Raw genomic sequence first — 15,947 nt, forward strand, 5'->3', positions numbered from 1 at the left:
ACCTCTACTGGCTGATTTTAATGACAAATAAGCGGGGCGATATGACTGGTATCAAACGTATAGCTTGTTGGAAAAATGGATGGTTTGACATTATCTATGGGATGCCACGCCACTTATTTACTGATATAAAAATATCAACCAATAAGGTCTCATTGGTTGATATTTAAGAGCATTAGAGCGACCGTCACCAATAAACATACTATGGAGTAAGGGATCGTTAGCTACCCATATTTTAACTGCTCATCAAGCTAATACTTATAATTGGGCATAAAGATCAGCATCTTGACCTTCGCCGCCTTGCTGGCCATCTGCACCCAGCGAGAATAAATCATAAGGACGACCTTCACTGCCTGGGGCGACATATTGCATCTCGTTTTCCCAGCCATCTGTTGGATAGCCGCCTTTGATATAACCACCATCTGGGTAGTTTTTGGCCTCTGCTGGCGGTGTGGTTAATGCTTCTAAACCTTGTGCGGTAGTCGGATAGCGCGAATTATCAACCTTATACATATCAAGGGCGTTGGATACTGTAGCAAGCGCTGTTTCAGTGGTCTTGACGCGAGCTTTATCACTTTGTCCCACCACTTTCGGGACAACTAAGCCTGCAAGAATTGCCAAGATTACAATCACGACCATGATCTCGATCAGAGTAAATCCAGACTGGTTATTACGCATAGACAGTGGCTTGTTGGCTCTCGTAGGAGCTGGCTTGTTGGCACTTATAGCACTTATTGGCATAGCACTTGTTGGCATAGTAGTTACTTGAATTTTGTCAATTATAGTCATCGCTTTTATCATCGCTTTTGGCATCAGGGTGATGTAAATAGGAAAAGTGGCGTTCAAGTAACATTAATAATCGGTAATGATCGGCGTATTAATGAGCACTGAAACGATTATCACTATAAACCATGATTTTATTTTTATCTAGGGCGTGTCCTCAATTCAATCGTTTACTTTCTAAATGGCCTAAAAATAGCTAAATTTTGCCAAACATCGTCAAATAGCTTATCAATATCTCGATATTATTTGCGCTACTTTCCTTGTTTGACGGTAATTTATCTCATTTTTATCACCATTTTTAAAATGAGGACACGCCCTAGCGCCGCAAGTATATTGTTATGAACCTTGACTTTTATAAGCATCAATATTGAAGCACAGCATGATGAGTGATATTTATAAGGATAACTTTTGACTGACGCTTACTATAGCTTGATGGCTGGCTTTACCCTAATAAAAACGTGACTCAGTCAACAATCTACAACAGTAAGCAAATCTTAAGAAAGCTAGCGTAATATTTAGTAAGATGGCTACAATAGAAATGTGAGCGGGAGGCACACAAGCTCAGAAGATTTGAGTGTTTATTATCCTGCTAGATCATTCATATTGACAATCGGCAGCATCACTGCCATTACGATAATCATCACTACCACGCCCATCAGCACTAGCATCAACGGCTCAAGTAGCGACAATAAGGTACTGATAAAGTTAGTGGCTTCTGCTTCCTGCATATTGGCGGCGCGGCTGAGCATGTTTTCAAGCTCGCCTGAGTTTTCGCCACTTTTAATCATTTGCACCATCATCGGCGGAAAGTAACTGGACTTTTCTAATTGACTCGATAAACTTGAGCCTTCCGTCACCCTATCAGCCGCAGTGATGATGGTTTTTTGAATATGTAAATTGGTCGTCACCGCCGCACCAATATGCAATGCCTCAATCAATGGCACCCCTGAGCGTACCAATATCGCCAATGTACTGGCAAAACGTGCTGCATTCAGCCCTTTTGATAACCGCGCCAATATCGGTAATCTTAGCACGCTGCTGTCTATCGCTAACTTACCCGCTTGCGTCTGCGCAAAACGATAAAACAAAAACGCCGTTCCGGCCAATACTAGCAGCATCAGCCACCACCACTGCGTAATAAGATTAGATAGGCTAAGAACAATTTGGGTAATGAGCGGCAATGCCTGTTCAGACTGCTCAAACACTTTGACAATTTTGGGCACCACAAAACTCATCAAACCCATAATCACGCCAATTGCCATCACCATCAGCACAATCGGATAAACCATTGCGCCTTGGATTTTCTTTTGCAATGCAAAGCGGTTTTCGGTGTAATCTGCCAACTGGTTCAAGATTAAATCCAAGTGACCTGACTTTTCCCCTGCCGCAATGGTCGCGATATATAGTGGTGGAAAACTGGCGGCTTGCTGCAATGCTCGCGCCAAGCTCAAACCTTCTAATACATGCGAGCGCACGGCAAGCATGAGAGATTTAATATGGGTTTTTGGTGATTGTTTGGCGACGGCGGCAAGCGTTTCCTCTAACGGAATACCCGCTGCCAATAATACCGATAATTGACGGGTCAGCAATGCCAACTCGTAAGCAGACGGTTTTTTATAGCGGTTTTTATTCTGGTTTTGTCTATCATTGACGGCACTGACTTCAACGGGCGTCCATTGTTTATCACGCAGCTGCTGGCGAACTTGTCGCGCAGAATCACCTTCGAGCAAGCCTTTTTGCACACTGCCATGGTCATCTAACGCTTTATAATGATAAGCGGGCATAGCAGCGAATATCCTAAAGTGGTCAATAAGAAAAAGTAATAAACAAGGACTTATAAAGGAGGTCTATCGAGATTTAATGGCTTAAAAAAGCGGCGTAGAATCGCTACTGTCTGGCATCAAACCTTGCAATAACAAAACATCTAAGTGCTGCTGCTGCAGTTTTTTATCGAAGTCGTTGACCTCAGCAATGAGCATTCTCTCGATACGCTTGTCACTGGCAAAGACACTCAATCGTGCACAGATAACTGCCAACTGATAAATACGTTTTTTACAGTAGCCATCCAGCCCTTGTAGCAGTCTAACCATGTATGGCGTCTCAAGACTGGCATAATCGTAATCAGCTATAACCTGCGAATCAAGTGCCGTAACACCATAGCTAATAGATAAATGGGCACAAAAATAACAGCTGAATAAGTAGCCAACGACATGTCCAATATAATAGCCGCGGTCATAGGTAAAACTACTCACGCCGAAGTGCCCAAGTACATAGCTATTTAGACTGCCTTGATCACGAATAGGCTTACTGTTCTTTAATTTGCCAACGGTGGCAAAGCATAGCGGATTTCGCCCATCTTGAGTGGTCAGTTGCCAACCTGCTGGTTGCTGAGCTGGCATATGACGGACAATATCAGCGATGATGTCATCGACCACATGCAGCTGCTGCCAAAGACGCTCTAATCCATCGGTATCCATCAAGCCGCGTTTATCAAGCTGCTGTGCCAGCAAGTATTGCTGATGTTCTGCGAATTGTGATTTGAGCGTTTGTACCAAATAAGTAGGTCGCGTGGCAGCGGATGCCATATATAATAATCGCGTACGCTCATGCTGGGTACGATACAGTGCCACACGCTGCTCGGCAATATTCATCTCGCTAGTAGCAGGCTGTTGCATCACGCTATGGGTATTAGACAACTCATCAGCGGCGACTTTAACGACCTCTTTAACAACTGCCTCTTCAATATCTGGCAGCGTAAACAGTGCCAATAACATGGCTTTGTCAGGTGTCGCACCCGCCTTGTCTTTTCGACCACGCTTGACGTTGCTTAGATTCATATCGCTTTGTTTTTTAGCGGACACAGCTGAGCCTTGTTGGCTATTGGCTCCTGCGCGTGGCTTTGCGGTCGGTTCAGTCATAACATACCATCAGCAGCAAAAATAAATATCATTTAGAACAAACGATCTGACCACCATACAGTGGCATATCTTACGCTAAAAACAAGCGTTTGCGCCTAAATGACTCATTATTCCATAGTACCTGAACACAAGCACATTGTCAGCTGTCCATCGTCAAAATACTCCCTATCAATACCTGTCAACCATAGACGAAATATCTTCATAAAAGTCTCATACTTCGCTATGAGAAAACAAAAAAGCGTTAAGGGGCTAATGGCAACCTTAACGCTTTTATGGTGTATTAACGATACGCTATGCGATGTTTTCTTGTTGATATTGTTGGCGATAGGCTTTTGGTGATACCCCATAAACGCGCTTGAAGGCTTGACTAAAGGTCGAGTCTGACGCATAGCCAACCAACTCACTGATACGGCCAATACTGTTTTGCTGCAAGCGTAGATAACGGGCCGCCAAGCGCAAGCGATAATCAATGAGATAGGTCAGCGGCGGCATGCCAACTGTATCTTTAAAGCGCTGCGCAAAGCTCGAGCGTGACATTCCTGCGACTTCAGCCAGCTTATGAATGGTCCAGTTTTGATTGGGCGCTTGATGCATCGCTGCTAACGCCTTGGTCAAAAACGGATCTTTCATGGCTTTTAGCCAATTCTCTGTGGCCTCAGGCAAACTTTCAATATAAACCCGCAAACATTCAATCATCATAATACTTGCCCAATGATTGATGATCGCGGTCTTGCCCATGCGCTCACGCTCAGCTTCTAAGGTCAGCAGCTTAATCTCGACATCAATGACCTCAAACCTACCGTCAGACTCATCGTTGATTTCAGGCAAAATCGCAGGCAGCACAGACAACAAAGGACGTATCATTTCTTTGTCATACTTGCATTCAATCAATATCAAAGACGAGTTAGGATCACCGTTGCCATCGATATCAAGGGTGTTTTCCTTACAATGAGTCAGCAACTCATCTAGCGGTAGCGCATCGTCACCATTATGATCTAAGGCATAGCTCACATGCTTATGAGCACTGGGAATCATAATCATATCGCCTGCGTGCGCCTGTCGCAAACCATTGCCGACGTCGATACAAAAGCTTCCAGACATCACTAAATAAAACAAAATCGTATCTTGTCTAGTGATGGAATAAGACCAATTACCAGTCCCATTCAAACGATAATACTTGGTTTCAAACAAATGCACGTTTTGTAGCAATACGCTCAATGCGTCCATCAATCACTTCCTCAATAATATAAGATCCATAGCAGCGCATCTCAGACAAGCACTCACATCCCTATTACGGTCTTAGCCTTACTTAATCTATTCAATATATTTTTTAACTGACCTTTGGTTTTCTTAACACTCGTATCATCTGCAATGGATCACTTCTTAATGGATGACCTAATATATCAACGGGCCTTAAGACCTTATCATGATGCATCACTAAAAGCGTTGCCTTTGTTATTCTATATAAAGGCTGTTAAAGAATAACAAAGCAGGTTTAAGGCACGTACAGAGATAGCGAGCGTCTAAAAAGAGAAGCTATAATAAAAATAAATAAGACAAAAGGCCAGTAAACCAATAGGCAATCAAAGGGCTGATGAGTCTATAAATTTTAATCGCAGGGGGTAAGATAGGTTAAAACCAATCATACAGACACAAAAAAAAGCCAAACATGGCAAGTATTATTATTTAGAATAAGGTTTTTATAATGAGGTAAAGCAAGAAGAGGATAATGCAGAATAAAATATGGGGCGACTGATGGGACTCGAACCCACGACAACCGAGATCACAACCCGGGGCTCTACCAACTGAGCTACAACCGCCATAACTATTGCCTGATGAGGCAAGATTTTCAGGCTAAATGGTGCGCCTGGCAGGATTCGAACCTGCGGCCACCTCCTTAGAAGGGAGATGCTCTATCCAGCTGAGCTACAGGCGCTCTTAGAGGACTTTTATATACTAAAGCAAGTTTTAAATATATCAGAAACTAAACCATTATACATAAAAAAAAGCCTGTAAGGCTCTTAAAAATAGATGGTCGGAGTGATAGGATTCGAACCTACGACCCTCTGGTCCCAAACCAGATGCGCTACCAAACTGCGCCACACTCCGAAATTTCTATTATCACGATAGTTTGTTGATTAACTCGTTGTTGGCAATGCCACTAACTTGTTAACGTTCCTTGCTATCGAGGTGCACATATTAAGGGGAAAAGCCGATGGTGTCAACACCTATTTTTAATTAATTTAAAAAAACTGCTAAATTACTTAAAAAACGCTCATTTATCATAAAAACCACTATGACAAATCCTTTTCTCCACGATGCTCAGTGCTACTTATTCATCGACAGCGCTCATTATACTCTATTTCAATCAGGAAGCAAGCCGCCGTTTATCGTACCAGTAAGAACATTGAATGGTATGAGCCACAATGGCGCAGGACTCACTTTTTCATCAGTAGCATTATGGCTCTTATCATGGTCGTTAGCGCCATCAGTCTTTTTATAATCATGCACTTGTTGGCTGAGAACAACTGGTAACCGCTCATTATCTTGTACTGGATAAACCAGCCACACCTGCCCTGCTTGATAGGCCTGAGCGTAACTCATCAGTTGATAAGCATCACTGGCACTAATGCTGGCTGTCTGCGATAAATGCTTCCATTTAATATCAATGACATGACTATAGTGACCTTTTTCTCTAGCTTCAATAACCGCAGTGCTACTCTGATTTTGACAATTATCATTAGCATCAGTTTTATATATGAGCAAATCAGGTCGTATAGACAGACATGCGCGCCCTTCTGCATCGGTTAGCCAGATACTTTGCGTTTGATATAACGGCTGATATTGTTGACTCACTTGCTGAAACACCGAGGCAATGCACAGGCTTGCCCATTGTTCAAAGGCTTGATTCATATCAATCAGCAAGCATAAACGCGGAGACGACATATTTTGCCTAGATGTTTTATTTGGCGCAATACCATTACCTGTTGCCACATTGGACTGTCGTAATAACCAATAAGCCATACCTAACAACTGCTGAGCAGCTTGTAGTTGCGGTGCTCGAAGCGGTTGAGCGGCTAACTGACGCTTTGCTTGCTTGTATATCGACTCTAACTGTGTCAGCTCTTGATAACTCAACGCCGCTACTCGCTGCCAAACCTGCAAAAATTTAGGCGCATCTACTTTCGATAGCGTTGATTGAAAAAATAAAGGTGTCAGCAAAATCAACGTGCTCTTAATCAGCCGATTACCTAGCATATCTTGGCTCAGTATACTGCTCTCACAGACAAACTTATGCGGCTGCATGCTGTTGTGGCGCAATTGTTCTTTGATGAGCAGTCGACCTTGTAGCGATGCTTGATTGTCGACCTGCGTCTGATAGTATTTGCTTGGTCGATAATGAGCCAGCCGCTGCAAAAACTGGGTGATAAGCCAATCTGACAATGGCAGTACAGCTATCGATAGCGGCGACAGTTGACTGCTAAATTGACCTAGATTTTTTGTATTGAGTAGCTTGTTTTTGGCATGACTGCTATTGGTCAAATCCGATAGCATGCCCTGCACCCATTGGCGGGCTTGCCTGATATCGGGGCGATGACTGGCATTCTGTGAAAGGTATGATTGCTGCGCGACTTGATCGCTAGAAGTTTTTGCCGCAAGTTTGGGTAAAATCTCAAGCGTCATGCCGCTGGGCAGTAAAATAACCCCTATATAATGTCCGACTTTTAACTGCCATTGTCCCTGTCTGCGCTTAATGCTAAAGACCGCAAACTCTTGCGCCATCAACCAATGGAAATCAGATACCCGTAAGAAGTCATGCGCTGTTAGACGCTGGTGTTCAAACACAGTGATGGTATTTACATCAAACGCATTAACGTTAGCACTGTCAATATTATTGGCTATGAGTTTATGACTGAAGCTATTATTTAGCAACGCTGAGCCCCTTTATGGATATAAACGTTGATAGACAGTGGGTTTGGCAAACTCGCCTACCCTCGCGATGAGGTCGGTATTTATTCTATAGCCAGCGGTGCTCATAGACTGACCGAAAAATGCATTTTGACCAGTAAACAGCGGATTTTGACTCCTAGCATTCACTTGGTCATTCACACTATCATTGATGGATGCGTGACTATCATGAATAAACTGTGCGCGCAGTGGCTGCTGCTCATCTCTAAACATATATTGCAAAGTACCCTCTTGCCCACCCGTCGCTTGCATTAACTGCGGAATGATTTGTTCGACCAACACCGCTTGTAATTGTCCAAGATCCGTCACTGACCACAAAAAAGCATGACCCAATTGCGCTTCCATTCCTAATGTTTGAATAATGCGATTATTCAAACCGGTTAATAGCTTTGCCAAATCTATCGTTGCTGCTGGACTGTCAGTTTCTGAGTTTTGGGGTACATGAATAATAGGTAATAATTCTGGTTGCGGTGGACATTCGATAAAACGAAAGCGCCGACGTAATGCCATATCAAGTGGTGCTAACGAGTGATCCTGAGTGTTCATCGTGGCATAAATATCGATATTGGCAGGGATGCTAAAAGCCCGTCCAGAATAGGCCAAATGAACGGTCATCGCGTTTGCCATGCCAGCCCGTTTTTCTGGCTCAATTAGACTGAGCAGCTCGCCAAATACTCGTGACACGTTGGCGCGATTGATCTCATCAATTAATATGGCATAACGCTGCTCTGGATCATTTGCTGCCCGTTGACACAATTTTAAGAATGCACCATCTTGAATGGCGTAATTCATTTGAGATGAGCTATTCATTGTATGATTAGACGCTACCATGACAGGGCGAATGCCTTCGACAAACTCTTCATAGCCATACGCTTGATGGAAGCTGACCATGGTGAAACGCTGCTGGCTAAAACCTTGATTTGGGTTAGCTTGGCTTTGGTTGACACTATTATCACGCTGCGCTTGCTGAAATTCGGCAAGTTGCTGCGATAGCTCTGTTAATAACTCAAAGCTTTCTGGCAGCAAATACCATGCACAGCCCTCATCTTTATCAAAATAGGCTTGGCTGGCACGGTTTTTATAAGTCACAGTTTTTGAATTGGTAGGGCTATGCATTTGAAGGACAGACCAAGCCGTATTGCTTAGGTTTTTTTCGCGGGCATTCTGTGCGGCTTTCGCGACAAAGAACGCATGATTGACGATTTCAGGCACTTTTACCAAGTCTTGGTGTTTAGATTGAAAATCCAAAAGTACCAAGCATACGATTTCACGCCAGCTAAGCTCTTGCAATAGCTGCCCCAACAACTCTGCCTCATCGGCTCTCGACACATAGTCGGTATATCGCTTAGCAATTTGTAACAGTCGATAGGTTTTCCCCGTACCAGCAACGCCTGTATAAATGATATTGGTCGGCGCATGAATTGACGTGTCAGGCATAGCTTCATCCAGCATAGAAAAAGGAAATAAGAAAAATGATCAATAAGATACACTAAAATGTCATCATTATAGCGTGGCTGTCTTTATGGCATCCAGCAGCACTGTTTATGAAAGCATCTGAGTGATACGATATTGCATTGAGCGATAGCATTCCTAGCATCTAGGGTATCATGACGTTAGCCCTATTTTATAAGCGCAGCAGTTCATGCTAATAATAGTAGGCAGACGGCGGTTAATGTACCATAGTAAGCATGGCAGCTTGCACAATAGGCATCCTATCAGCTGCTATGATGAAATATATAACACTCAAAGCGTCATTTAATCTATCTACATTAAGGAATTTTGTATGTCAGGATTATTAAAAAAACTCCCTAGCAAGCTAACCAATAAATTGCCAGCCAAAACCTCTGACAGCACAAGATCGCCCGTCGAAAAACCCAACAGCTCGCTCAAGCCCATCAGCAATCAATTTACCAAACTGCTATCTATCACCAAGTATTTACCTGCCAGCGCACGCTCGAGCATCTTATCCAAAGCCTTTGGTAAAGTGGTGCCATATGTGGGCACAACGGGCGTCTATTATGAAACGGTCGAACCCAACCAAGTCATCGTGAGCTTAAACAACACCAAAGCGGTGCAAAATCATATTGGCTCTATTCATGCGGTCGCCATTACCTTACTTGCCGAAACAGCGACTGGTTTTATTTTGGGTTTAAACCTACCCTCTGACCGCGTACTATTGATTAAATCATACTCGGTTAATTTTTATCGCCCGATTAAAAAAGGTCAAATTGCAGCAATGGCATCTTTATCGGATGAGCAGCGCTTAGATATCCTAAATACACCAAAAGGCGAAATGGTAATTCCGTGCGTCATTCATGACCGTGAGTCTGACAGTGATCGTGACCCTATCGTGGTTGAGATGACATGGGCTTGGATTCCTAAGTCTGAATTAGAAGCCCGCCGTCAAGGCAAAAGTAGCGAAAAGCCGCTAGAAGCTGACACTGAATCTAAAACAGAAGTCGAACCTGAGCAAAACGACCAATAACTGGTTAAGCATAAGTAAGACATAATGTGTCATCTAGTATGATGACACATTATGTTTGTTAAACTTGTATAGTGAATTTAAAAAAATTGTGAAAAAAACTTATAATAAGGAGACAGCGATGTCCAAGATTAGCCATAAATTGACTGCCCATTTAACTAAGGCGTTGCTCGTGGGTGCGTGCTCACTAGGCCTTGCTATGACAGCGAATGCGGCGCCAATGGCAAATACCGCAAGTGTGACTAAATCTAGCCCTGTATTTCTTGGTGATGGCGGTAATTATCCTTTTTCAGAAGCAGTACGTGTGGGCGATACGCTATACATGTCTGGACAAATTGGTTTTAAAGATGGCAAATTGGTCAAAGGTGGTGTCAAAGCCGAAGCCAAGCAAGCATTGGATAATATTAATGAAACCTTGTTAAAATACGGTTACCAAAAATCAGACATCGTCAAATGTATGGCGATGCTGACAGACATGGACGACTTTGACGATTTTAATAAAGTCTATAAAGCGGAATTGGCCAAACCTTATCCGGTACGTTCAGCCTTTGGCGTCGCTGAATTGGCTGCAGGTGCCAGCGTTGAAGTTGAATGTATCGCTGCAAAATAACTGTTTTTTTAATAGCCTTATCTTAAACAATCAAAGCGTCCTCTGTTAGGGCGCTTTCTTTGGTCACTCGTAGCACTTCCTCTAACGTCGTACGACCTGCAATGACTTTATGCAATCCATCTGCACGAATCGACGGTGTCTGCTGACGTGCGTACTCCTCTAGCTCATACTCGGCGGTATTACTATGAATCATACGGCGCAAGGTATCATCAACGGGCACCACTTCATATATTGCCGTCCGCCCTTTAAACCCTGATTGATTGCATTTATCACAGCCAACTGGTCTGGGTAGATTGATAGGTGTAGTTGTTAAAGTTTCAGCCCCATTCTCTGAGACTGGCACAATACCAATTTCAGTAAATAATTTAGCCTGTTCGCTATCAGCCACTTGCCAGCCATGACAATGTGTACATAATGTACGCACCAAGCGCTGGGCGACGACTCCAATCAGTGATGACGATAATAAAAATGGCTCAACACCCATATCTTGCAGACGCGTGACGGCACCAATGGCGGTGTTGGTGTGTAAAGTTGATAAAACCAAATGTCCAGTAAGCGACGCTTGTACGGCAATCTCTGCCGTTTCTAAATCGCGAATCTCACCAACCATGACCACATCCGGATCTTGGCGCAACATCGCACGCAAACTTTTGGCAAAGGTCATATCGACTTTATTATTAACCTGCGTTTGCCCAATACCATCGAGCTGAAACTCAATCGGATCTTCAGCAGTCAAGATATTACGGGTTTGGTCATTGAGATCGGTCAGTGCTGAATATAGCGTCGTGGTTTTCCCTGAACCTGTCGGCCCTGTCACCAAAATAATGCCGTGTGGGCGATGGATCAAGCGTTTTAGCTCGCTATAATCATTATCAGAAAGCCCTAAATACGTCATATTCAAGCGACCTGCTTGCTTATCTAATAGACGCATGACCACGCGTTCACCAAAGCTCGATGGCAATGTCGATACCCGCACATCAACCTCACGCCCTGCCAAGCGCAAGCTGATACGTCCATCTTGTGGCACACGCTTTTCGGCGATATCGAGCTTGGCCATGACCTTAATACGCGATACCAATAATGGCGCTAATTGGCGTTTTGGCGTAATGATTTCTTTTAATTCACCGTCAACGCGAAAGCGAACGACTAAGCGCTTTTCAAAGGTTTCAATATGAATATCTGAGGCGTTTAAACGTATCGCTTCGGACAACAACGCATTAATCAGACGAATAATAGGTGCATCATCTTGTTGATCCATCAAATCTTCAGTTTCAGGGACACTATCTGCCAAACTATCAAGATCAGGATGGTCTTCGAGCCCAGCGGCAATATGCTGCGACTCACCAGTATTGCCTGCATAAGCGGCGTTCATGCGCTTTTCAAAGTCATCGGAGCTGATGCTTTCATAAGTGGGCACACCGCGTACCCCTTGCTGCTGTAAAAATCGCACTGCCTCATTAATTGCCGATAATGGCGTGGCTTTGGTCAGCACCAAAGTCGCTGGCAGCTCGGGATCAATGGCAAGTATGGCCAAAATTTGATGGCGTTTCGCAAAACTGTACGGCAGTTGCATCATAAAAGCGACCTGATAAATAAAGATAAACTCAGAAAGAAACTCGTGTCAAAGCGTGGCAAACGTATTATGCTTAACTGGCTAAACCAAAAAAGACTGCAAGTAAGATTGCATGATTTTGTTATAATAGCATTTTGTTTTACTCGCCATTAGGATTTTCAGTTATGTCAGAGAACACAAGCACTGCTACTCATCCGACGCCCCTTTTACAAGACACTTTTACGGTCGGGAGTCGTACTTTTTCTTCTCGCCTGTTGGTCGGTACGGGCAAGTATAAAGATATGACTGAAACGGGCGCCGCCATTGGCGCATCGGCAGCAGAGATTGTCACCGTTGCTATTCGTCGTACCAATATTGGCCAAAACAGCAATGAGCCCAATCTACTTGATGTGATTTCCCCCGATAAATACACCATTTTACCCAACACTGCTGGTTGTTTCGATGCCGAGACTGCCATTCGTACCTGTAAGCTTGCTCGCGAGCTGTTAGGCGGGCATAATCTGGTTAAGCTTGAAGTATTGGGCGATGAAAAAACCCTCTATCCGAATGTGATGGAAACGCTAAAAGCTGCCAAAGTATTGATTGATGATGGCTTTGAGGTGATGGTTTATACCTCAGACGACCCTATCGTCGCTCAAGAATTAGAAAGTATGGGCTGTGTGGCAATTATGCCACTTGGTAGCTTGATTGGCTCAGGTCTTGGTTTACTGAATCGTCACACCCTCAGTCTTATTATCGAGAATGCTAAAGTACCGGTATTGGTCGATGCAGGCGTCGGCACGGCCTCTGATGCAGCACTGGCTATGGAGCTTGGCTGTGATGGCGTCCTGATGAATTCGGCGATTGCCAATGCGCAAAACCCAGTCATGATGGCCCATGCCATGAAGCATGCCATCTGGGCAGGGCGCGCGGCGTTCTTGGCGGGTCGTATGCCAATGCGCAAAATGGCGACTGCCAGCTCACCGCAAACAGGATACTTTTTTCAATAGTTTTTAAATTTAATGACCATTATTAAATTGATAGTATTTAATAAAAAGTCAGCTATAAAATAATAATAAAAGAAGTAACTTTTACTCAACTTATCGTCATAAAAGGATTTATTATGCGGCTTCTCACAGCAGTCGACCAGTTGTTTTTACTTCTTGAGTCGCGTAAACAGCCCATGCATGTTGGAGGTCTATTCCTATTCGAATTGCCAGAGAATGCGGGTAGCGGTTTTGTTTGCCAATTGGTCAAACAGATGCAAGATTCTGATGTGTCGCCTACCTTTCCTTTTAACCAAGTGCTTGAGCATTTGGCTTTTTGGAAAAAGGACAAGCATTTTGATGTTGAGCATCACTTGCATCATGTTGCCTTACCAAAGCCTGCACGGGTTCGCGAATTGTTGATATATGTTTCAAGAGAACATGGTCGGCTGTTGGATCGTGCCATGCCATTGTGGGAATGTCACGTGATTGAAGGTATTCAACCAGAAAATGAAGGCGACCCTGAGCGTTTTGCCCTATACTTCAAAATTCACCATTCGTTGGTTGATGGCATTGCTGCCATGCGCCTTGTCAAAAAATCATTATCGCAATCGCCCACTGAGCCAGTAACGCTACCGATTTGGTCATTAATGGCACGCCATCGCAATCAAGTCGATGCGATTTTACCCAAAGAGCGCTCTGCATTACGCATCATTAAAGAGCAAATATCAACCATTAAACCTGTATTTACCGAACTGCTGGATAATTTGAAAAATTATGGTGATGACAGCTATGTCGGTACTTTTGATGCACCGATGAGTGTGCTCAATAAACGCATCTCAGCATCACGGCGCATAGCCGCGCAGTCTTATGATATTCAGCGTTTTAACGATATCGCTGAGCGACTAAATATCAGTAAAAACGATGTGGTGCTGGCGGTATGTGCGGGTGCTATTCGTCGTTATCTCATCTCCATGGATGCGCTGCCTAGCAAGCCACTCATTGCTTTTGTACCGATGTCGCTGCGTACGGATGACAGTGTGGCAGGCAATCAATTATCCTTTGTACTGGCCAATTTGGGCACGCATTTAGATGATCCTTTGAGCCGAATCAAACTGATTCATCGCAGTATGAATAACGGCAAACGCCGCTTTCGACGCATGAATCAAGCCCAAGTGATTAACTACAGCGTGATTGCCTATGCTTGGGAAGGTATCAATTTAGCGACCAGTCTATTTCCCAAAAAGCAGGCGTTTAACCTAATTATCTCTAATGTGCCTGGTTCTGAAAAACCGCTATATTGGAATGGTGCACGTTTACAATCGTTGTACCCTGCGTCTATTGTCTTCAATGGTCAAGCAATGAATATCACCCTTGCTAGTTATCTAGATAAGATTGAATTTGGGATTACGGCTTGTAGTAAAGCACTGCCGCATGTCCAAGAAATGCTGACGCTTATTGAAGAAGAGTTGCAACTGTTGGAAACCACCAGTAAAGCGCTTAAGTTCCAAGGCATTACGGTTGAAGATAAAGGTGGCTATAAGAATAATGGTAAAACAAAAAAGCTGGCTCCATAATGGAACCAGCTTTTTAGTGTTAAGTTGTCTTAATAATTATGCTTAAGTGGTGCTTAAAATGCATCACCCCACGTTGGGACAACCACTTGCATCAATGGCTTTAATAACTTAATGTTACAGGCGAAAATAGAGCCTGAAGTCATCGAGTTGTGTGCACCTGTATGGTCAACTACCACGCCACGTGCTTCGGTCACGATAAGCTCACCTGCCGCGATATCCCAAGGCTTAATAGACATCTCAAAATAACCATCAAAACGACCGGCAGCGACATAACATAAATCAAGCGCAGCTGAGCCTAAACGACGAACTTGACCGCCTGCTTCAGAGATTTTCTGTAAGCTCTCAAAATGCTGCTTGGCATAAGAGATGACTTCGCCATTGCGTTTACGCTCAAGCGGATGACCAGTAGTAAATAGACCGCCATCAATCGTTTTGCGCTCGCTCACTTGCATGCGGCGATTGTTCAAGCGCGCGCCTTTACCACGGCTAGCAGAGAACATCTCATCACGGACAGGGTCATAGATCACGCCATGTTGGGTCACGCCTTTATGCTGCACAGCGATAGACACACAAAACTGCGGCACACCATGGACGAAGTTTTTGGTACCATCTAGCGGATCAATAATCCAGCACCAGTCCGCATCTTCACCGCGACCTTCTTGCATACCAAACTCTTCACCCAAGTACGAGTGATTTGGATAGCTGGCTTTTAGGGTTTCAATCGTCAGCTCTTCGCTAAAGCGATCAATACGCGTAACCAATCCATCAAGCCCTTTTGACTCAATATCCAACTCAATTTTATGGCGGTTTTGATGCGCATATAAAATCTCTTTACCAACTTTTTCAGCAGTACGTGCTGCGATGACGACCATGGGTTCCATAAATAACCTATTTGCTTGATGAATGAATGTCAAAAATAAGACGAACTCTGTGCCCACAACATGCCAATCAGCCGCTGCATCACACTGTATTTATACAATTAAAAAAATGCGCCATTTAAAAGCGATGATCGCATTATACTAAAATTGTTCGATAAAAAACGAAAAAAACCATGACGTTCGCCAAACCAACCC

At 43.8% G+C, this 15,947-nt stretch carries 12 protein-coding genes and 3 tRNA genes; 4 read left to right on the forward strand and 11 right to left on the reverse strand.

Annotation, left to right across the window (positions count from 1 at the left end):
* Window positions 1–255: 255 nt before the first annotated feature.
* The 9 genes from gspG to ACI2JM_RS00540 all read right to left on the reverse strand — a co-directional run bounded on the left by gspG (window position 256) and on the right by ACI2JM_RS00540 (window position 9,104).
* Entirely contained in the window at window positions 256–675 is a 420-nt protein-coding gene (gene gspG / locus ACI2JM_RS00500) for a type II secretion system major pseudopilin GspG (RefSeq protein WP_045443801.1), read from the reverse strand.
* Between the two features lie 686 nt (window positions 676–1,361).
* Window positions 1,362–2,564 (reverse strand): type II secretion system inner membrane protein GspF, encoded by a 1,203-nt coding sequence (gspF, locus tag ACI2JM_RS00505; protein ID WP_193216843.1) that lies wholly within the window; start codon window positions 2,562–2,564, stop codon window positions 1,362–1,364.
* 81 nt (window positions 2,565–2,645) lie between these two features.
* A complete protein-coding gene (locus tag ACI2JM_RS00510) occupies window positions 2,646–3,698 on the reverse strand; it encodes a hypothetical protein (protein ID WP_404641323.1) in 1,053 nt (350 codons plus the stop codon).
* Between the two features lie 291 nt (window positions 3,699–3,989).
* Window positions 3,990–4,925 carry an AraC family transcriptional regulator gene (locus ACI2JM_RS00515; RefSeq protein ID WP_045452534.1) on the reverse strand — a complete coding sequence of 312 codons (936 nt, stop codon included), beginning with the start codon at window positions 4,923–4,925 and terminating at the stop codon, window positions 3,990–3,992.
* A gap of 517 nt (window positions 4,926–5,442) precedes the next feature.
* Window positions 5,443–5,518, reverse strand: a tRNA-His gene (locus ACI2JM_RS00520).
* Between the two features lie 39 nt (window positions 5,519–5,557).
* Window positions 5,558–5,634, reverse strand: a tRNA-Arg gene (locus tag ACI2JM_RS00525).
* Window positions 5,635–5,730: 96 nt separating this feature from the next.
* Window positions 5,731–5,807, reverse strand: a tRNA-Pro gene (locus ACI2JM_RS00530).
* Between the two features lie 255 nt (window positions 5,808–6,062).
* On the reverse strand, window positions 6,063–7,631 hold the full coding sequence (locus ACI2JM_RS00535) for an McrC family protein (RefSeq protein WP_404641326.1): 1,569 nt from the start codon (window positions 7,629–7,631) through the stop codon (window positions 6,063–6,065).
* 12 nt (window positions 7,632–7,643) lie between these two features.
* Window positions 7,644–9,104 (reverse strand): McrB family protein, encoded by a 1,461-nt coding sequence (locus tag ACI2JM_RS00540; RefSeq protein ID WP_404641328.1) that lies wholly within the window; start codon window positions 9,102–9,104, stop codon window positions 7,644–7,646.
* 346 nt (window positions 9,105–9,450) lie between these two features.
* On the opposite strand from ACI2JM_RS00540, the gene ACI2JM_RS00545 reads away from it, so the two are divergent.
* Together ACI2JM_RS00545 and ACI2JM_RS00550 are read left to right on the forward strand one after the other, a co-directional pair.
* Window positions 9,451–10,152, forward strand: a complete 702-nt coding sequence (locus ACI2JM_RS00545) for a DUF4442 domain-containing protein (protein WP_404641330.1) — start codon at window positions 9,451–9,453, stop codon at window positions 10,150–10,152.
* A 118-nt stretch (window positions 10,153–10,270) separates the two neighbouring features.
* A complete protein-coding gene (locus tag ACI2JM_RS00550; RefSeq protein ID WP_404641332.1) occupies window positions 10,271–10,759 on the forward strand; it encodes a RidA family protein in 489 nt (162 codons plus the stop codon).
* 22 nt (window positions 10,760–10,781) lie between these two features.
* Here ACI2JM_RS00550 and gspE read toward each other — a convergent pair whose 3' ends face one another.
* Window positions 10,782–12,335 (reverse strand): type II secretion system ATPase GspE, encoded by a 1,554-nt coding sequence (gene gspE, locus ACI2JM_RS00555; RefSeq protein ID WP_404641334.1) that lies wholly within the window; start codon window positions 12,333–12,335, stop codon window positions 10,782–10,784.
* 161 nt (window positions 12,336–12,496) lie between these two features.
* On the opposite strand from gspE, the gene ACI2JM_RS00560 reads away from it, so the two are divergent.
* The gene (locus ACI2JM_RS00560; protein WP_087814573.1) at window positions 12,497–13,321 is read left to right on the forward strand and encodes a thiazole synthase; all 825 of its coding nucleotides are present in this window, start codon (window positions 12,497–12,499) and stop codon (window positions 13,319–13,321) included.
* 113 nt (window positions 13,322–13,434) lie between these two features.
* The gene (locus tag ACI2JM_RS00565; RefSeq protein ID WP_404641336.1) at window positions 13,435–14,874 is read left to right on the forward strand and encodes a wax ester/triacylglycerol synthase family O-acyltransferase; all 1,440 of its coding nucleotides are present in this window, start codon (window positions 13,435–13,437) and stop codon (window positions 14,872–14,874) included.
* 53 nt (window positions 14,875–14,927) lie between these two features.
* Here the strand turns inward: ACI2JM_RS00565 and ACI2JM_RS00570 are convergent, their stop codons facing one another.
* Entirely contained in the window at window positions 14,928–15,755 is an 828-nt protein-coding gene (locus ACI2JM_RS00570; RefSeq protein ID WP_045452546.1) for an inositol monophosphatase family protein, read from the reverse strand.
* Window positions 15,756–15,947 lie beyond the last annotated feature (192 nt).

It is taken from the genome of Psychrobacter sp. NPDC064578 (assembly GCF_044901245.1).
Taxonomy (GTDB): domain Bacteria; phylum Pseudomonadota; class Gammaproteobacteria; order Pseudomonadales; family Moraxellaceae; genus Psychrobacter; species Psychrobacter cibarius_C.